At 59.9% G+C, this 16,789-nt stretch carries 16 protein-coding genes; 8 read left to right on the top strand and 8 right to left on the bottom strand.

Annotation, left to right across the window (positions count from 1 at the left end):
- Positions 1–44 precede the first annotated feature (44 nt).
- Together ettA and gdhA are read left to right on the top strand one after the other, a co-directional pair.
- A complete protein-coding gene (gene ettA / locus GXB78_RS18985; RefSeq protein WP_329516565.1) occupies positions 45–1,709 on the top strand; it encodes an energy-dependent translational throttle protein EttA in 1,665 nt (554 codons plus the stop codon).
- 349 nt (positions 1,710–2,058) lie between these two features.
- Positions 2,059–3,396 carry an NADP-specific glutamate dehydrogenase gene (gdhA, locus tag GXB78_RS18980; protein WP_329516564.1) on the top strand — a complete coding sequence of 446 codons (1,338 nt, stop codon included), beginning with the start codon at positions 2,059–2,061 and terminating at the stop codon, positions 3,394–3,396.
- Here gdhA and GXB78_RS18975 read toward each other — a convergent pair.
- The 4 genes from GXB78_RS18975 to GXB78_RS18960 all read right to left on the bottom strand — a co-directional run bounded on the left by GXB78_RS18975 (position 3,393) and on the right by GXB78_RS18960 (position 7,064).
- Positions 3,393–3,887, bottom strand: a complete 495-nt coding sequence (locus GXB78_RS18975; RefSeq protein WP_329516563.1) for a GreA/GreB family elongation factor — start codon at positions 3,885–3,887, stop codon at positions 3,393–3,395. The genes gdhA and GXB78_RS18975 overlap by 4 nt on opposite strands.
- Before the next feature lie 70 nt (positions 3,888–3,957).
- The gene (locus GXB78_RS18970) at positions 3,958–4,314 is read right to left on the bottom strand and encodes a hypothetical protein (protein ID WP_064364103.1); all 357 of its coding nucleotides are present in this window, start codon (positions 4,312–4,314) and stop codon (positions 3,958–3,960) included.
- 217 nt (positions 4,315–4,531) lie between these two features.
- The gene (locus tag GXB78_RS18965) at positions 4,532–6,385 is read right to left on the bottom strand and encodes an Lnb N-terminal periplasmic domain-containing protein (protein WP_329516562.1); all 1,854 of its coding nucleotides are present in this window, start codon (positions 6,383–6,385) and stop codon (positions 4,532–4,534) included.
- 190 nt (positions 6,386–6,575) lie between these two features.
- The gene (locus GXB78_RS18960) at positions 6,576–7,064 is read right to left on the bottom strand and encodes a DUF3015 domain-containing protein (protein ID WP_016773112.1); all 489 of its coding nucleotides are present in this window, start codon (positions 7,062–7,064) and stop codon (positions 6,576–6,578) included.
- A 302-nt stretch (positions 7,065–7,366) separates the two neighbouring features.
- Here GXB78_RS18960 and GXB78_RS18955 point away from each other — a divergent pair, with 302 nt between their 5' ends.
- Both GXB78_RS18955 and GXB78_RS18950 read left to right on the top strand, forming a co-directional pair.
- A complete protein-coding gene (locus tag GXB78_RS18955) occupies positions 7,367–9,805 on the top strand; it encodes a Lon protease family protein (protein WP_329516561.1) in 2,439 nt (812 codons plus the stop codon).
- 324 nt (positions 9,806–10,129) lie between these two features.
- Positions 10,130–10,444 (top strand): PA4575 family protein, encoded by a 315-nt coding sequence (locus GXB78_RS18950; RefSeq protein WP_329516560.1) that lies wholly within the window; start codon positions 10,130–10,132, stop codon positions 10,442–10,444.
- Between the two features lie 36 nt (positions 10,445–10,480).
- Here the strand turns inward: GXB78_RS18950 and GXB78_RS18945 are convergent, their stop codons facing one another.
- Positions 10,481–12,310 (bottom strand): hypothetical protein, encoded by a 1,830-nt coding sequence (locus tag GXB78_RS18945; RefSeq protein ID WP_329516559.1) that lies wholly within the window; start codon positions 12,308–12,310, stop codon positions 10,481–10,483.
- 160 nt (positions 12,311–12,470) lie between these two features.
- On the opposite strand from GXB78_RS18945, the gene GXB78_RS18940 reads away from it, so the two are divergent.
- The 3 genes from GXB78_RS18940 (at position 12,471) to GXB78_RS18930 (ending at position 14,134) form a co-directional block, all read left to right on the top strand.
- A complete protein-coding gene (locus GXB78_RS18940; RefSeq protein ID WP_016773116.1) occupies positions 12,471–12,959 on the top strand; it encodes a TIGR00645 family protein in 489 nt (162 codons plus the stop codon).
- A gap of 131 nt (positions 12,960–13,090) precedes the next feature.
- Entirely contained in the window at positions 13,091–13,396 is a 306-nt protein-coding gene (locus GXB78_RS18935) for a DUF6482 family protein (RefSeq protein ID WP_090286453.1), read from the top strand.
- Between the two features lie 120 nt (positions 13,397–13,516).
- Positions 13,517–14,134, top strand: a complete 618-nt coding sequence (locus tag GXB78_RS18930; RefSeq protein ID WP_150742255.1) for an FKBP-type peptidyl-prolyl cis-trans isomerase — start codon at positions 13,517–13,519, stop codon at positions 14,132–14,134.
- 135 nt (positions 14,135–14,269) lie between these two features.
- On the opposite strand, the gene GXB78_RS18925 is transcribed toward GXB78_RS18930, so the two are convergent.
- The 3 genes from GXB78_RS18925 to GXB78_RS18915 form a co-directional block, all read right to left on the bottom strand.
- The gene (locus tag GXB78_RS18925; protein ID WP_093098189.1) at positions 14,270–14,527 is read right to left on the bottom strand and encodes a PA4570 family protein; all 258 of its coding nucleotides are present in this window, start codon (positions 14,525–14,527) and stop codon (positions 14,270–14,272) included.
- Positions 14,528–14,731: 204 nt separating this feature from the next.
- Positions 14,732–15,073: a zinc ribbon domain-containing protein YjdM gene (locus tag GXB78_RS18920; RefSeq protein ID WP_095181850.1), complete on the bottom strand. Its 342-nt coding sequence runs from the start codon at positions 15,071–15,073 to the stop codon at positions 14,732–14,734.
- Between the two features lie 159 nt (positions 15,074–15,232).
- Entirely contained in the window at positions 15,233–16,201 is a 969-nt protein-coding gene (locus GXB78_RS18915; protein ID WP_329516558.1) for a polyprenyl synthetase family protein, read from the bottom strand.
- Positions 16,202–16,442: 241 nt separating this feature from the next.
- Here GXB78_RS18915 and rplU point away from each other — a divergent pair, with 241 nt between their 5' ends.
- Positions 16,443–16,754, top strand: a complete 312-nt coding sequence (gene rplU, locus GXB78_RS18910) for a 50S ribosomal protein L21 (protein WP_007924746.1) — start codon at positions 16,443–16,445, stop codon at positions 16,752–16,754.
- Positions 16,755–16,789: the final 35 nt, after the last annotated feature.

Below are 16,789 nucleotides of genomic sequence, written 5' to 3'. Positions count from 1 at the left end.
GCCTGCGCTCCAATCATTCATCTGTCACTGACCCAAGGTTCTCCATGGCTCAATACGTCTTCACCATGCATCGGCTGGGCAAAGTTGTTCCGCCGAAGCGGGAAATCCTCAAGAACATTTCGCTGTCCTTCTTCCCCGGCGCCAAGATCGGCGTGCTCGGCCTCAACGGTTCGGGTAAATCCACGCTGCTGAAAATCATGGCCGGCGTCGACACCGAGTTCGAAGGCGAAGCCCGGCCGATGCCGGACCTGAACATCGGTTACCTGCCGCAAGAGCCGCAGCTCGATCCCGCCAAGACTGTGCGTGAAGTGGTCGAGGAAGCAGTCAGCGTGATCAAGGATGCGCAAGCGCGCCTGGACGAGGTCTACGCCGCCTACGCTGACCCGGATGCTGACTTCGACAAACTGGCTGCTGAACAGGCCAAGCTCGAAGCGATCCTGCAGGCCAGCGACGGCCACAACCTCGAGCGCCAACTGGAAGTCGCCGCCGATGCGCTGCGTCTGCCGGCCTGGGACGCCAAGGTCGAACACCTGTCCGGTGGTGAAAAGCGTCGTGTCGCCCTGTGCCGTCTGCTGCTGTCCGCCCCGGACATGCTGCTGCTCGACGAACCGACCAACCACCTGGACGCCGATTCGGTGGCGTGGCTGGAGCATTTCCTCCACGACTTCCCGGGCACCGTGGTCGCGATCACGCACGACCGTTACTTCCTCGACAACGTTGCCGGCTGGATTCTGGAACTCGACCGCGGCGCGGGCATTCCTTACGAGGGCAACTATTCGGGCTGGCTCGAAGCCAAATCCGATCGTCTGGCTGCCGAATCCAAGCAGCAGTCGGCCCACGAAAAAGCCATGAAAGAAGAACTGGAGTGGGTGCGCAAAGGCGCCAAGGCCCGCCAGTCGAAATCCAAGGCTCGTCTGCAACGCTTCGAAGAAATGCAGTCGCAGGAATTCCAGAAGCGCAGCGAAACCAACGAGATCTACATCCCGGCCGGTCCACGCCTGGGCGACAAGGTCATCGAATTCAAGAACGTCACCAAGGGCTACGGCGATCGCGTGCTGATCGACAACCTGTCGTTCTCGATGCCGAAGGGCGCCATCGTCGGCGTGATCGGCGGTAACGGTGCCGGTAAGTCGACGCTGTTCCGCATGCTCATGGGCAAGGAAACTCCGGATTCCGGCACTATCGAAATCGGCGAAACCGTGCAACTGGCCTGCGTCGATCAGAGCCGCGAAGACCTCGACGGCAGCAAGACCGTGTTCCAGCAGATTTCCGACGGCTCCGACCAGATCCGCATCGGCAACTACGAGATCCCGTCGCGTACCTACGTCGGCCGCTTCAACTTCAAGGGTGGCGACCAGCAGAAGTTCGTCAAGGACCTGTCCGGTGGTGAGCGCGGTCGTCTGCACCTGGCGCTGACCCTGAAGGAGGGCGGCAACGTCCTGCTGCTCGACGAACCGTCCAACGACCTCGACGTGGAAACCCTGCGTTCGCTGGAAGAAGCCCTGCTGGACTTCCCTGGCGCGGCGATTGTGATCTCCCACGATCGGTGGTTCCTTGACCGTGTCGCCACGCACATCCTGGCGTACGAAGACGACTCGCAAGCGGTGTTCTTCGAAGGCAACTACACCGAGTACGAAGCCGACCGCAAGAAACGCCTCGGCGAAGCAGCGGCCCAGCCACACCGGGTACGGCACAAGAAACTGGCCTGATATCGGGTTGGTTGCACAAAGAGCGGAGCCTTCGGGCTCCGTTTTTTTTGCCCGGGTTTTTCCAGATGAGCCGAGGCGCGGCGATTCGCGAGCAGGCTCGCTCCCACATTTGAGACATGTTTCCCTGTGGAGCGAGCCTGCTCGCGAAGACGATGTAACTGTTGGTGCAACTCTTGGATCTGTACTCCCCACTCAGGTGCAAAAACGGACCAAAAACGCTTGGTATTTATATCCTGTGCACCATTTAATTTCATAACTGCGACATTTTGCTCTGTTCCTGTGCGCAACTCGTTTGTTACAGTCCGGCCCAATCTCCTCCAACGACAATAAATTTGCCGAGACTTTTGCCATGATCGAATCCGTCGAATCCTTCCTTGCGCGCCTGAAAAAACGCGATCCGGACCAGCCCGAATTCCACCAGGCTGTCGAAGAGGTCCTGCGTAGCCTGTGGCCGTTTCTCGAAGCCAATCCGCATTACCTGTCCTCGGGAATCCTTGAGCGCATCTGCGAGCCGGAGCGCGCGGTGGTGTTCCGGGTGTCGTGGGTCGATGATCAGGGCAAGGTCCAGGTCAATCGCGGTTTCCGCATCCAGATGAACAGCGCCATCGGCCCGTACAAGGGCGGCTTGCGTTTTCATCCGTCAGTGAATCTCGGCGTGCTGAAATTCCTCGCCTTCGAACAGACCTTCAAGAACTCGCTGACCTCCCTGCCCATGGGCGGCGGCAAGGGCGGCTCGGACTTCGATCCGAAGGGCAAGAGCGACGCGGAAGTCATGCGTTTCTGCCAGGCATTCATGAGTGAGCTGTACCGCCACATCGGCGCCGACGTTGACGTGCCGGCCGGTGATATCGGCGTCGGTGCGCGGGAGATCGGCTTTCTCTTTGGCCAGTACAAGCGCCTGAGCAACCAGTTCACCAGCGTGCTCACCGGTAAAGGCATGACCTATGGCGGCAGCCTGATTCGCCCGGAAGCCACCGGGTTCGGCTGCGTGTACTTCGCCGAAGAAATGCTCAAGCGCCGCGGGCAGACCGTGGAAGGCAAGCGCGTGGCGATTTCCGGTTCCGGTAACGTCGCGCAGTACGCGGCGCGCAAGGTCATGGATCTTGGCGGCAAGGTGATTTCCCTGTCCGACTCCGAAGGCACGTTGTACTGCGAAGCAGGCTTGAGCGAAGAGCAGTGGCTGGCGCTGCTGGAACTGAAAAACGTCAAACGCGGGCGCATCAGCGAACTGGCGAGCGCCCATGGTCTGGAATTCCGCGCCGGGCAACATCCGTGGTCGTTGGCGTGCGATATCGCATTGCCCTGCGCAACACAGAACGAACTCGACGCCGAAGCCGCACGCACGCTGCTGCGCAATGGCTGCGTCTGTGTGGCCGAAGGCGCGAACATGCCGACTACGCTGGAGGCTGTGGATATCTTTATCGAGGCGGGCGTTCTCTTTGCACCGGGCAAGGCGTCCAACGCCGGCGGCGTGGCCGTGAGCGGTCTGGAGATGTCGCAGAACGCCATGCGCCTGCTGTGGACAGCGGGAGAGGTGGACAGCAAGCTGCACGCGATCATGCAATCGATCCACCACGCTTGCGTGCATTACGGCGAAGACAACGGTCAGGTCAATTACGTCAAGGGTGCGAACATCGCCGGTTTCGTCAAAGTCGCCGATGCGATGCTGGCGCAAGGCGTGGTTTAAGCCGGTTCGATGCGGATCACTTCGATCAGTTGATCGCCGGCCGGCCGCTGCCACAGCACTTCATCGTTGAGCCGGGCGCCGAGCAAGGCCCGGCCCAGCGGCGAGGCCCAGTTGATCAGGCCCTGACTGGCGTCGGCCTGATCCTCACCGACCAATTGCACGCGGTGTTCTGTGCCGTGTTCATCGGCGTAGGTCACCCGGCTGCCGATCTGCACTTTGTCGGTGGACGTCGCGGCGACAGCGACTTGGGCGCTGCTCAGGCGTTGAGTGAAGTAACGCAGATCCCGTTGCAGATCCGCCAGGCGTTGCTTGTCGGCCTGCTCGCCCTTGGCCGTTTGCTCGGCGTGCAGGCTTTGCAGCTCGGCGACCTTCGCCTGCAACTGCGCCAGGCCTTGTGGCGTGACGTAGTTGGGCTGCGTGCTGACCTGACGTTCAACCGGTTGATCGGCCTGCGCGGCGGCGTTGTCTTCGTTGACGAATGCGCGACTCATGAAGTCCTCCTGTTAAAGGATTTGGGCCATGGTTGCCGGCATTTGGTTTCAACGGATGTCTGCAAGCGACCTATTGCGAGCGATAAGCCCGCCCGACGTCCTGGTCCTTCTGCTGCTGCCAGGCCCGTTCGCGTTCGTCCCAATGCTCGTTGCGATATTGCTCGCGATCCTTGTTTTCCAGCATCGCCTGACATTGGCGAAAGCCGTCGACCCAGCCTTCGGCGTATTGCTGATCCTTGAGATAGCGCGGCACGTTCTTGCGAAACTCGCCGCTGATCGACCCGGCAGCTTGCCGGCCGCTGACGCAACCATCATCGAAACCGTCGGCGAAGGCCGGTGGATAACCCTTGGCGATCAAGTCTTCATGAGTGGTCTGGCAACCGCCCAGCGCCAGGACAACCCCCAACAATCCCACGCACCGCCACATCGCACTCTCCCGCGCCGGTTTTTGGCTGATAGGGAAAGTCTAGAAGGGGATTCGTGACGCGGTTGTCGAAGGTGGGTGAAAAATCCATCAGCCACCACAAGCCAATGTGGGAGCGAGCCTGCTCGCGAAGACGGTGTGTCAGACGCCTTGATCGCGTCTGGTCCACCGCTTTCGCGAGCAGGCTCGCTCCCACAGGGGGATTTTCCTGGGCTCAGGATCAGTAGTGATACCACTTCACTTCGAGCATGACTTCGGTTTCGGGTGTGGCGAGGTGGCTGAACTCGCGCTGAGCGCTCAAGCGCAAACCGAGGTTGCGCGACAGCTCCCACTGCTGATTCAGGCTCAGGCTGCGGCGCACTTCGCCGTTGAAGAAATAATCGCCCTTGGCCTCCAGGCTCAGGTTGCCCAGCGGGTTTTTCCACAGCACGCCGGTATTGAAGCCACCGGCCGGGGAAACAAACTCGGCGAAGTCGTTGTTGTGTTCCACGCGCACCGTGCCAAGGGCAAAGCCGAGCACGTCTTCGCCCAACTGCCACGTACCGCCGCCGCCACCGTTGACGTGGCTGACCAGTGTTTCGTCATCATGCTTGCCGGGCACACGCTCGAGGCCACCGGTGACTTGCCATGACAGCGGTTGCAGCAGCTCGTTGCGCGGTGTCAGCGAGCGAATGGTCGCCAGATCCAGTTGCTGCAATTGCCAGTCATTGCCTTCGTACTGGCGCAGCTTCAGTTGCAGGATTTCGATCTGCGCGCCGAGGGGAAAGCTTTCGGCGTTGTCGTTGAGGTCGTGATAGGCCATACGCAGGCCATATTCGCCGAAAGCGCGATCACCGCGCGTACCGAGGCCGGCCTGCCAGGTGCGGGACTCGTGGCCATCTTCGGGCAGACCGGGTTGCGGAATTTCCAGCTCCGGCGCGGGGTTCTTGTTGATCGCCCGCAGCAGTTCGAAACTGCGCTGCGCCCGTTGCGGGTCGCGTTCCTGGCCGTTGGCGCGGTAGCGCTCCAGACGATAGGCGGCATCGACGATCAACGCCTGACGCGCGCGGGGCAGGGCTTTGAACGTTGGCTCTTGCAGGACTTTTTGATCGGCGCTGACTTTCAGTACCCATTGCTGTTCATCATCGTTCAACGGCTCGGCGCGGCTGAGCAGTTCACGTTCGCGGGACGGGCGATATTCGATGTGCTCGACCAGCCCGGCCTCTTTCACCGCTTTGACGGTATCGGTGGGGATCGCGGTCAGCGGGAATTGTTCGGTCAGGCGCAGGCTCGGCCGCGCCACTTGCAGCAATTCCAGCAAGCGATACGAGCAGTTTTCGTCGAAGAAGAAATAGTCGAACTGGATCTGCTTGAGCTCCCACACATGCTCGACCATGCGGGCGGTTTCTTCCTGGGTCAGATTGAGCCGGTATTCCCACAGGTCGCGGTTTTCCAGGCTGCGGTATTCCGAGAGTTTTTCCTGATACGGCACCAGCGCAAACAGCCCCGGGTAGCCGCCCATCAAGCCTTTCCAGGCATACAGAATGCTGTTGTCCGAGCCTTCGATGTAGGCGCCGAAGTTGATCGCGTAACTGAGCAGCGAGGTCTTGTCAGCCTGCACATCCGCCTGATCGATGCGCAGCAGAGTGTGGCCGAACATCGACGAAGGGCTGTTGAGATAGGCCGCCGGGAAAATCATCACCGCACTGTGCGGCGAGACGTCCTTGAACCATTTCTTGTATTCGGCGCATTCCGGCGCGGGCAGGTCGGCGAGATTGAGCTGCGCTTTCAGCCAGCGTGTACGCGCCGGGTAAACGCATTGGGCGTGTTGCTCGCCGAGGCTGGCCGGGGCGTACAGCGCCTGCACGGTGGCGGCCAGTTCGCGGTCCGGACGTTCGTTGCCATCGGGGGCGAGAAAGAATTTCTTGTCGCTGACATAGCTGCGCCAGCCGCCGAGCTTGGCGGTTTCGTAATGACCGAGGGAAATCCAGAAGCGGTCGTTGGCCAGTTGCTGCAAACGTTGAGGATCGATGTGAGGCGCGGCGGACAGCGGGGCGCAGACACAGAGCGCCAGCCAGGCAAGGCGTTTGAGCATAGTCGGCAACTTAAGTCGAAAGAAAAAATTCAATACCAACAAACTGTAGGAGCTGACGAGTGCAACGAGGCTGCGATCTTTTGATCTTCAAAAGCAAGATCGCAGCCTCGTTACACTCGTCAGCTCCTGCAGCGCGTCATTTGGCAAAAAATAAAAACCCGCTTCCCGAAGGAAGCGGGCGGGGTCGAGCTTAAGCCTGAGTTGCGTACTTGGCCAGACGTGGGTCCGATTTCAGTACCGCCAGGGTGTTGGTATGCACGTCTTCAGCGGTCACGTCAGCCTTGCTGAAGATCTGCTGGAAGTGCTCGTGGGTCACTTGCGCGAAATGCGCGCGGTCTTCCGGTGCTACGCCCAGTACCACGGCATAGGTGGTCAGCGCTTCGCCGTTGCCTTTGGCCATGTCTTCGGACAGCTCGTTCATCATGCCATTCATGGCGAACCAGGATTTGCCGCCGTAGGTCAGCGACGCGTTGGTCGAGCAACCGTTGGTGCCGGAAGTCATACCGAACGTGGCGTTACCGGAAGTGCCGTTGGTGGTGGAAGCAAGGAAGTGCGCCGGGGTGCCACGCTGACCTTCGAACAGCATGTTGCCCCAACCGCAATCCGGGCCGCCCGGGGCTTGCGCCATTGCGTTGATGGATACAGCGGTGAAGAGAGTACCGAGAAGAATCCGTTTCATAGCTTTGTTCTCTTTATGTGCATACCAATGGACAGGGTTCTGGCCTTTCGCACTCTGCCCGAGGACAGCGCCGAAAGTGTCAGTGGGCCGGTATTAGTTCCAGCCGCGCAGTTTGGAGTTTAGGCACGTTCCAGCGGTTCCGTGACTTTTTGCAAAATATTTGGAATAAACCTCTGATTTATCGGGACGCGTCGACCCGCCGCGCGCTTGTCTATGCTTTGTCATGTGGCGCGCCTTGCCAGTGGGGCACGGGCAGCGCCAGAATGCCGCTACCTGCCCCGCCTGATTGTTAAGGAAGCCCGATGCCTGATCCTGTTGCTGCCAGCCTGCGTCTTGCGCCCGAAGCGCTGACTCGTCCGTTTTCCGCTGAACAGTTCAGCTTCACTACCACCAATGATCTGGAGCCCTTTCGCGGTGTGCTCGGCCAGGAACGCGCGGTCGAAGCCTTGCAGTTCGGTGTGGCGATGCCACGCCCCGGTTACAACGTTTTCGTCATGGGCGAGCCCGGCACCGGCCGTTTTTCGTTCGTCAAACGCTACCTGAAAGCCGAAGGCAAGCGCCTGCAGACTCCGGCGGACTGGGTCTACGTCAACAACTTCGATGAGCCGCGCGAACCGCGCGCGCTGGAGCTGCCATCGGGCACGGCGGGCTCGTTCATCGGCGACATCAACGGCTTGATCGACAATCTGCTGGCGACCTTCCCGGCAGTCTTCGAACACCCTTCGTATCAGCAGAAAAAAAGCGCCATCGACCGCGCCTTCAACCAGCGCTACGACAAGGCGCTGGACATCATCGAGCGTCTGGCTCTGGAAAAAGACGTCGCCCTCTACCGCGACAGCAGCAACATCGCCTTCACCCCGATGCTCGACGGCAAGGCCCTGGACGAAGCTGAATTCGCGCAGTTGCCGGAAGCCGAGCGCGAGCGTTTTCACGACGACATTTCCGGCCTCGAAGAGCGCCTGAACGAAGAACTCGCCAGCCTGCCGCAGTGGAAGCGCGAATCGAACAATCAACTGCGTTCGCTCAACGAAGAAACCATCACCCTGGCTTTGCAACCGTTGCTGGCGCCGCTCTCGGAGAAGTACGCAGAGAACGCCGCGGTCTGCGGTTATCTGCAAGCCATGCAGGTCTACCTGCTGAAAACCGTGGTCGAGCAACTGGTCGACGACAGCAAGACTGACGCCGTTGCGCGCAAGTTGCTGGAAGAGCAATACGCGCCAAGCCTGGTGGTCGGGCATCCGGCCAGCGGCGGTGCGCCGGTGGTTTTCGAGCCGCATCCGACCTACGAAAACCTGTTCGGTCGCATCGAGTACACCACCGATCAGGGCGCGCTCTACACCACTTATCGGCAGCTGCGTCCAGGTGCGCTGCACCGGGCCAACGGCGGTTTTCTGATTCTCGAAGCGGAAAAAATGCTCAGCGAGCCGTTCGTGTGGGATGCGCTCAAACGCGCCCTGCAATCGCGCAAGCTGAAAATGGAATCGCCGCTGGGCGAGATGGGTCGCTTCGCCACTGTGACCCTCAATCCGCAGCACATTCCGTTGCAGGTCAAAGTCATCATCATCGGTGCGCGGCAGTTGTATTACACGCTGCAGGATCTCGATCCGGACTTCCAGGAGATGTTCCGCGTTCTGGTCGACTTCGACGAAGACATCCCGATGGTCGACGAAAGCCTCGAGCAGTTCGCCCAGCTGCTGAAAACCCGCACTTCGGAAGAAGGCATGGCGCCGCTGACCGCCGACGCCGTGGCACGACTGGCGACCTACAGCGCACGGCTGGCCGAGCATCAGGGACGCTTGTCGGCGCGTATCGGCGATCTGTTCCAACTGGTCAGCGAGGCCGATTTCATTCGCCATCTGGCCGGCGATGAAATGACCGACGCCGGCCACATCGAGCGCGCCCTGAAAGCCAAGGCCACCCGCACCGGACGGGTCTCGGCGCGGATTCTCGACGACATGCTCGCCGGGATCATCCTCATCGACACTGACGGCGCTGCGGTCGGCAAGTGCAACGGTTTGACTGTGCTTGAGGTCGGCGATTCGGCGTTCGGCGTGCCGGCGCGGATTTCCGCCACGGTCTATCCGGGCGGCAGCGGCATCGTCGACATCGAGCGTGAGGTCAACCTCGGTCAGCCGATCCACTCCAAAGGCGTGATGATCCTCACCGGCTATCTGGGCAGCCGTTACGCGCAGGAATTCCCGCTGGCGATCTCGGCGAGCATCGCCCTCGAGCAGTCTTACGGCTACGTCGATGGCGACAGCGCGTCGCTGGGCGAGGCCTGCACGCTGATTTCGGCGCTGTCGAAAACGCCGCTCAAGCAATGTTTTGCCATCACCGGTTCGATCAACCAGTTCGGCGAAGTGCAGGCGGTCGGCGGGGTGAACGAGAAAATCGAAGGCTTCTTCCGCCTCTGTGAGGCACGCGGCCTGACCGGCGAGCAGGGCGCGATCATCCCTCAGGCCAACGTCGCCACGCTGATGCTCGATGAGAAAGTCCTCGCCGCCGTGCGCGCCGGGCAGTTCCATGTCTACGCAGTGCGGCAGGCCGATGAGGCGCTCAGCCTGCTGGCCGGCGAGCCGGCCGGTGAGCCGAATGCCGATGGCGAATTCCCTGAAGGCAGCATCAACGCTCGAGTGGTTGAGCGCCTGCGCGACATCGCCGAGATGATCAGCGAAGAGGACCTGAAGGAGGCCGAAAAGGAACTGGCGCAAGAGGCTCTCGCCGAAGCCAAACCGGCCTGACAGGCTTGTAATAAACCCTGTGGGAGCGAGCCTGCTCGCGAAAGCGCTGTTTCAGTCAACGAATGAGTTGGCTGATCCATCGTCTTCGCGAGCAGGCTCGCTCCCACAGTCATTTTTTCAGATGAGTTTTGCATTGATCTCCGGGGAATGTGTCACGAGTCTGGCGCCAATATTCACACAATGACCATTCGGCGCCTTCTGGTTCCATTTGGCTTGCGGCGGACACTTTTCTTCTATTCTCAGGTCAAGGATATCGACAGTATCACTGGATCGAGCCAGTCCTCCCGTGGGGGCTGAATACCGGCTTTACCGAGGGTCGCCGCCATGTCGCGCAACCTCTGTCTCACCCGTCAATGCCTGGGTCTGGTGACCCGGATCGAATGCGCCGTCAAGCCGCTGGCCGGCGACACCGGCATGTGGACGCTGCTCTTCGCGGCCGGGATGGCCGGCGAACAACCTTCTGCGATCAAAGCCCAGGGCCCGTTTCACGGCCCGGTGGCGGCCGAGTCAATTCTCGACACCATTGTTGAAAGCCTGACCTTGCACGGTTACGAACTGGCCGACGACCCGCAGATCTGGAGCCTGCACCTGCAAGCTCAGTTGCGGCAGATCAACGGCGGCCGTGGGCGCAGCCTGTAGGAGCTGCCGAAGGCTGCGATCTTTTGATCTTGCTCTTCAATGAGCAACCTCGTCCGCCGGCGCCTTGTCGAGTTTGACCTCGAAGCCGTATTGCACAGTGGTGAGGTCAGTGCGCTGATAGGTTTCCACGCGAGTGGGACGGCCATAAAAGTAGTGCACGCCGAGTAGCGCCGGGCCTTCGGTGCTGGCGTCATGGCTGACCGAAAGAATCTGCTTGAGGTAGTGGCCGCTGTCGTCCTTGACGAAGAAACGCCACTCGCTGGGCGGAAAGGTTTTCAGGTCGACCACCAGCGTGTTGTCCTTGATCGCCAACCCTTTGGGCAATGACTGTGCGTCGTAGGATTGTTTGGCCACGGTGGCCAGGAACAGCGGCATCGAACCGACGGCAATCGCCGGGGTTTCCGGAAACAGATTCAGATCGTAAGTAATCGTCGCTTGCAGCGGATCGACCTGGTACGCCTCAGGCGGCAGTTCGATCGGCTCGTCGAGCTTGCCGCCGCGCTTTTCCGTGAAGAAGGTCACCGGGCTGACGCCGGGATTGAGTTCGTCGCCAAGCAGTTCGTCATTGAAAGTGCGACGGTGGGAAAACTCGATACGCGCCGCGCTCGGCTCTTCCACCGATTGATGAATGCGCACGCCAGCCTTCAGTTGTTCTTCGCTCAGGTCCGCACCTTTGAGCCAGGTGGCTGCGAGATCGTCATAGACCACGACTGGCAGATCCAACGGCTGCACGGCTTTTGCCGTGGTGTGCGGATTGAAGGTGCGCACTGGCAGATCCAGCGGTTTACGCGTTACTGTTGCCGAGGAGAAGTCGAGCACGCTGACTTCCAGTGTGTCGATCGGGCCGTGGAAGTACACCTTGTTGTAGCGGCGCGGATGGTCTTTCTCGAAGGCCCGTTGGTCGTCGCTGAGCTGTTTTTCCAGAGTGTCGCTCCAGCTCTTCTGTTTCTGTAACTGCGTGAGTTGTTTCTGATAGAACTCGACCTGCTCCGGGCTTTCGTTGATCGAACCGGCGCGCACCAGGTATTGGCCGCTGGCGTCGCGGGCCTGGACGATCAGCGGATTGAGCCGGGTTTCGGCGACTTCGGGAGCCAGCGGCAGGCTGTTGCTGACTTCGACTTCGGCGTAATTCTTTTCCAGCTTGAGCAGTTTGACGCTGAGGTTATCGTTGGTGCGGGTCTGGCCGAGGTCTTTCTGCGTCAGCTCGAAGCTGTACAGCCGACGTGGCGCGATGACTTCGACCTGGCCTTGCAGACTGACCGGTTGCGGCAGGCTTTTCTTGTCGACGTTGAGACCATCGATGAACGGGTAGGTCACCGTCAGATCATCGGGATTGGTCACGTTGGAGCTGGACGGACTGAGTTGAATGCCTGGATCGGTTTCCGACCACTCCGGCCGCCAGGCGATCACGCGTTTATTGCTCAGCGTCACCGAATGCCATTCGATGCCGTGGGGAAACAGGAAGCCGCCGGGAATGTTCAGGTTGAACGGGTATACCGGCTGCAGATCGGTCAGGTAATCCGAGCTGGCGTCCTTGTGCAGGACGAACAGGCCATTGATGAAGGTATCGACCAGCGTCTGCGGGGTGGGGTAATGCTTGAGCACGGCGAGGGCGTCGGCGCCGTATTCGGTGTGCGGGGTGATGTCGTCGAGCTTGAGTCGCGCCCGTTCAAGCAACAGCAGCGAACCGCCGAGTTCGGTGATGGCGTCCTTGAGCTTCGGATCGCTGATCGTGTCCAGTGACTGTTCGAAGGTGGCGGTCTTTTCGTCGAGGTTGGCGACGTGTTTTTCATCGCCGGGCGAGCAACCGCCCATTAGCAAGGCGAGGCAGAATCCGGCAGTCGTCGAGGCTGATCGCACATCCATTTCCACGCATCCTGTCCACTGTCATTGGGCTGTCAATGCTTTGGACACTAGCAGAAAAAATTTGTCACACACACGCAGGTGGCGGATTTTCCGGCGGTTTCTGGCTGTCACAGCGGGCTGTTATACTCGCCGCCATTTCCAGCCCCTTGTGTGAGAGTCAATGGAACGCTTTATTGAAAATGCAATGTACGCCACCCGCTGGCTGCTGGCGCCGATCTACATCGGCCTGTCCCTCGGTCTGCTGGCGCTGGCATTGAAGTTCTTCCAGGAAATCATCCATATCCTGCCCAACGTCTTCGCCATGGCCGAATCGGACCTGATTCTGGTGCTGCTGTCGCTGATCGACATGGCGCTGGTGGGCGGTCTGCTGGTGATGGTGATGATTTCCGGCTACGAGAACTTCGTCTCGCAACTGGACATCGACGAAGGTAAAGAGAAGCTCAGCTGGCTGGGCACCATGGACTCCTCGTCGCTGAAAATGAAAGTCGCGGCGTCGATCGTGGCGATTTCCTCGATCCACTTGCTGCGCATCTTCATGGACGCCAAGAACGTCGATCCCGAGCATTTGATGTGGTACGTGATCATTCACATGACTTTTGTGGTGTCGGCGTTTGCCATGGGTTATCTGGACAAGGTCACCAAGCACTGATCGACCGATCAAGGCAAAAGAACCGCCCGTCTGTTGCGAAACAGACGGGCGGTTTCGTTTGTGGCTTGTGCTTTCAAGCGCAGCGGCCTATCCGTGTAACGGTGCGATCCGCCATGCTGTGAGGTGCTTCCATGAACCTGCAAGAGTTGAACGCGTTTGCCATCGCCGGCAAGGTCGATGAACTGAATCTGATTTCCATGGAGGGCGGGATCTATCTGCTGGAAGCGCGCATGCACGGGGCGGCTCATCCGCTGCACGATCCGCTGGGGAAAACCCTGACTCTGCGTTCCGTCGAGCACGCGCGGGACATGTTGCATGCGTTTCCGGTGCTGCCGTTCAATCTGGTGCACACCTCGGTGCACGATGAAATGTGCGGATTGGGCGGTGGCATCAATGAAAGCCTGAAAGTGCCGCTCGCCTGGCGTTCGGCCCTGTAGGCCCGGCCCCAAGCGCGGGGTATCTGTGCTAGTCTGCTCGCCCTTTTGGTTCCGGGCGCGCCGGGACGCGCTGTGCACGCACGGCAAGTCCTGTGGCCGTCCGCACAGCGGAGCAGTGTCATGTCCGAAGTAAATCTGTCCACCGACGAAACCCGCGTCAGCTACGGTATCGGCCGTCAACTCGGCGACCAGCTGCGCGACAACCCGCCACCGGGTGTCAGCCTGGACGCGATCCTGGCCGGTCTGACCGACGCTTTCGCCGACAAGCCAAGCCGTGTTGGCCAGGAAGAAATGTCCGCCAGCTTCAAGGTGATCCGCGAGATCATGCAGGCCGAAGCGGCTGCCAAGGCTGAAGCCGCGGCTGGCGAAGGCCTGGCTTTCCTCGCCGAAAACGCCAAGCGTGACGGCATCACCACCCTGGCTTCCGGCCTGCAATTCGAAGTGCTGACCCAGGGCGACGGCGCCAAGCCGACCCGTGAAGACCAAGTGCGTACGCACTACCACGGCACGCTGATCGACGGCACAGTGTTCGACAGCTCCTACGAGCGCGGCCAGCCTGCAGAATTCCCGGTTGGCGGCGTGATCGCTGGCTGGACCGAAGCCCTGCAACTGATGAATGCCGGCAGCAAATGGCGTCTGTACGTGCCGAGCGAACTGGCTTACGGCGCCCAAGGCGTTGGCAGCATCCCGCCGCACAGCGTTCTGGTATTCGACGTCGAGTTGCTGGACGTTCTGTAATCCACGGCCTGCCTTGATGGCGGGCTAACCCTGTGGGAGCGAGCCTGCTCGGGAAGGCGGGGTGTCAGTCAACTCAATCGTCGACTGGAAATCCGTCTTCGCGAGCAGGCTCGCTCCTACAGTCTTGACCGCGTTTCATATTTCGATCTTGTTGTGCAGCTCGCTGCTTGGGCGCAATGCCCGGGCATAGCAGAACAGGAACAGATTGCGCACCAGCTCCTTGAGTACCAGCGGCTCGCTGGAATTGAGGCTGCTGACGTCCAGATCACCCTGATCCTGCAGCTCATGCAAGGCTTCTTCTTCAAGCACCGCACAGACCTCGCCGGTTTCCCGATGGAGGATTCTGAGGTAAGGGTGTGGGCGATCCAGCCAGGCGTCGATCAAATAAGTCATGGGTCTCATCTCCTTGAAAGGTTTCAATGAGAATAATTCTTATTCATTAAATAGCAAGTGCCTATTGGCGGATCGTGGAGTTTTCCGGGTAAAGGTTGTGTCAGGTCAAAATGACTGGCTGATGGCCATGCGCGGATTCATTGAGCTGAAGCGCGGAGGGTAAAGCTCCATCCCACGCCTGGCGCGGGATGGCTGACGCAAGGCTCAGACTTTTCTGACGAACTCGGATTTGAGCTTCATCGGGCCGATGCCGTCGATCTTGCAGTCGATGTCGTGATCGCCGTCGCACAGGCGGATGTTCTTGACCTTGGTGCCGACCTTGACCACCAACGAGGTGCCCTTGACCTTGAGATCCTTGATCACGGTGATGGTGTCGCCGTCCTGCAGGACGTTGCCGACCGAATCTTTCTTCACGGCATCATCGGTAGCCACTTCGGCTTCGCCGCTGGCAGACCACTCGTGGGCGCACTCGGGGCAGACCAGTTGGGTGCCGTCTTCGTAGGTGTATTCGGAATTGCATTTCGGGCAGGGTGGCAACGTGCTCACTAAGGTTCCTTGGGTATCAGGAGGGCTAAAGGGCGCACATTGTATAGGGTTTTATCTTTTCAGGCAGGCAAAAGCAAAAGATCGCAGCCTTCGGCAGCTCCTACGCTGATGTGTAGGAGCTGCCGAAGGCTGCGATCTTTTGATCTTGTTTCAGCAATATCAGTGTGTGCGGGCGACCGCGAACTCGCTCAGTTCCACCAGCGCATCGCGGTATTCGCTGGCCGGCAGCGCATCGAGGCACTTGATCGCCCGAGCCACGAAATCGCGAGCCAGTTGCGCGGTGTATTCCAGCGAGCCGGACGCTTCGACGGCGATGCGGATGCTTTCCAGGTCTTCGATCCCGCCTTTCTGGATCGCCTGACGCACCAGTGCCGCCTGTTCGGCCGTGCCTTCGCGCATGGTGTAGATCAGCGGCAGGGTCGGCTTGCCTTCGGCCAGATCGTCACCGACGTTCTTGCCCAGGGTTTCCGCGTCGCCTTTGTAGTCAAGCAGGTCATCAACCAGCTGGAATGCCACGCCCAGATGATCGCCGAAGGTGCGCAGGGCTTCGCTCTGCTCGGCGGTCGCGCCGGCCAGGGCGGCGGCGCTGTGGGTCGAAGCTTCGAAGAGCATCGCGGTCTTGCCGCGGATGACTTCCATGTAGGTCTCTTCGCTGGTGCTGGCGTCACGTACCTTGGACAGTTGCAACACTTCGCCTTCAGCGATGATGCGCGTGGCTTGCGACAGAATCTTCATGACCGGCATCGAGCCCAGTTCGACCATCATTTCGAACGAGCGCGAATACAGGAAATCGCCGACCAGCACGCTCGGGGCGTTGCCCCACATGGCGTTGGCGGTCGAGCGGCCACGGCGCATGCCGGACATGTCGACGACGTCGTCATGCAGCAGGGTCGCGGTGTGCAGGAATTCGATGGTGGCGGCCAGCAGGCGCATGTCGTCGCCTTCGCGACCCAGGGCCTTGCCACACAGCAACACTAATAAAGGACGCAGGCGTTTGCCGCCGGCCGAAGTGATGTAATCGCCGATTTTCGATACCAGCGGCACTCGAGACGTCAGCTGCTTCTTGATGATGCCGTCGACGGCGCTAAAATCGTCCGCCACCGCGCGGTAGAAAGCTTGGGGTTGCATCAGCGAGAGTCGCTCCAGAAGGGTTGCGCGGCATGCTAGGACCCCTTCCCAGACCTGTCAAGGCGCGATGGACGGCCCCTTGCGTGACACCGAATGCTTGCGTACAATCGCGCACCCTGAACTTCCTGGGCAGCACCTGCCTTACGCAATTGCACTTGGGCCGTTCCAGCCCCATGCAGCCATGCCAGCCAATACCTCTTCTTATAAAGAGCTGGGTGAGCAGGATTATCGGAGAAATACCATGTACGCAGTAATCGTTACCGGCGGTAAGCAATACAAGGTCGCTGAAGGTGAATACCTGAAGATCGAAAAACTGGAAATCGCTACTGGCGAATCCGTGACTTTTGATCGCGTTCTGCTGGTCGCCAACGGCGACGACGTGAACATCGGCGCACCAGTTGTTGCTGGCGCAACCGTCAAGGCTGAAGTGATCTCCCAAGGTCGTCACGATAAAGTCCGCATCATCAAGTTCCGTCGTCGTAAGCACCACATGAAGCGTATGGGCCACCGCCAGTGGTTCACCGAGATCAAAATCACCGGTATTCAGGCTTAATTACAGCCTAATTCCTCACTAGGAGAATTGAACTC

Origin of the sequence: Pseudomonas moraviensis subsp. stanleyae (assembly GCF_036283065.1) — a bacterium.
Taxonomy (GTDB): domain Bacteria; phylum Pseudomonadota; class Gammaproteobacteria; order Pseudomonadales; family Pseudomonadaceae; genus Aquipseudomonas; species Aquipseudomonas stanleyae.
The sequence above is the reverse complement of the archived record's forward strand: the minus strand, read 5'-3'. Positions and strand labels throughout refer to the sequence as shown.

What these genes read in the sequence shown, in the direction of transcription:
- ettA (WP_329516565.1), top strand. Translation starts at nt 45, where the DNA reads ATGGCTCAATACGTCTTCACCATGCATCGGCTGGGCAAAGTTGTTCCG.
- gdhA (WP_329516564.1), top strand. Translation starts at nt 2,059, where the DNA reads ATGATCGAATCCGTCGAATCCTTCCTTGCGCGCCTGAAAAAACGCGAT.
- GXB78_RS18975 (WP_329516563.1), bottom strand. Translation starts at nt 3,887, where the DNA reads ATGAGTCGCGCATTCGTCAACGAAGACAACGCCGCCGCGCAGGCCGAT.
- GXB78_RS18970 (WP_064364103.1), bottom strand. Translation starts at nt 4,314, where the DNA reads ATGTGGCGGTGCGTGGGATTGTTGGGGGTTGTCCTGGCGCTGGGCGGT.
- GXB78_RS18965 (WP_329516562.1), bottom strand. Translation starts at nt 6,385, where the DNA reads ATGCTCAAACGCCTTGCCTGGCTGGCGCTCTGTGTCTGCGCCCCGCTG.
- GXB78_RS18960 (WP_016773112.1), bottom strand. Translation starts at nt 7,064, where the DNA reads ATGAAACGGATTCTTCTCGGTACTCTCTTCACCGCTGTATCCATCAAC.
- GXB78_RS18955 (WP_329516561.1), top strand. Translation starts at nt 7,367, where the DNA reads ATGCCTGATCCTGTTGCTGCCAGCCTGCGTCTTGCGCCCGAAGCGCTG.
- GXB78_RS18950 (WP_329516560.1), top strand. Translation starts at nt 10,130, where the DNA reads ATGTCGCGCAACCTCTGTCTCACCCGTCAATGCCTGGGTCTGGTGACC.
- GXB78_RS18945 (WP_329516559.1), bottom strand. Translation starts at nt 12,310, where the DNA reads ATGGATGTGCGATCAGCCTCGACGACTGCCGGATTCTGCCTCGCCTTG.
- GXB78_RS18940 (WP_016773116.1), top strand. Translation starts at nt 12,471, where the DNA reads ATGGAACGCTTTATTGAAAATGCAATGTACGCCACCCGCTGGCTGCTG.
- GXB78_RS18935 (WP_090286453.1), top strand. Translation starts at nt 13,091, where the DNA reads ATGAACCTGCAAGAGTTGAACGCGTTTGCCATCGCCGGCAAGGTCGAT.
- GXB78_RS18930 (WP_150742255.1), top strand. Translation starts at nt 13,517, where the DNA reads ATGTCCGAAGTAAATCTGTCCACCGACGAAACCCGCGTCAGCTACGGT.
- GXB78_RS18925 (WP_093098189.1), bottom strand. Translation starts at nt 14,527, where the DNA reads ATGACTTATTTGATCGACGCCTGGCTGGATCGCCCACACCCTTACCTC.
- GXB78_RS18915 (WP_329516558.1), bottom strand. Translation starts at nt 16,201, where the DNA reads ATGCAACCCCAAGCTTTCTACCGCGCGGTGGCGGACGATTTTAGCGCC.
- rplU (WP_007924746.1), top strand. Translation starts at nt 16,443, where the DNA reads ATGTACGCAGTAATCGTTACCGGCGGTAAGCAATACAAGGTCGCTGAA.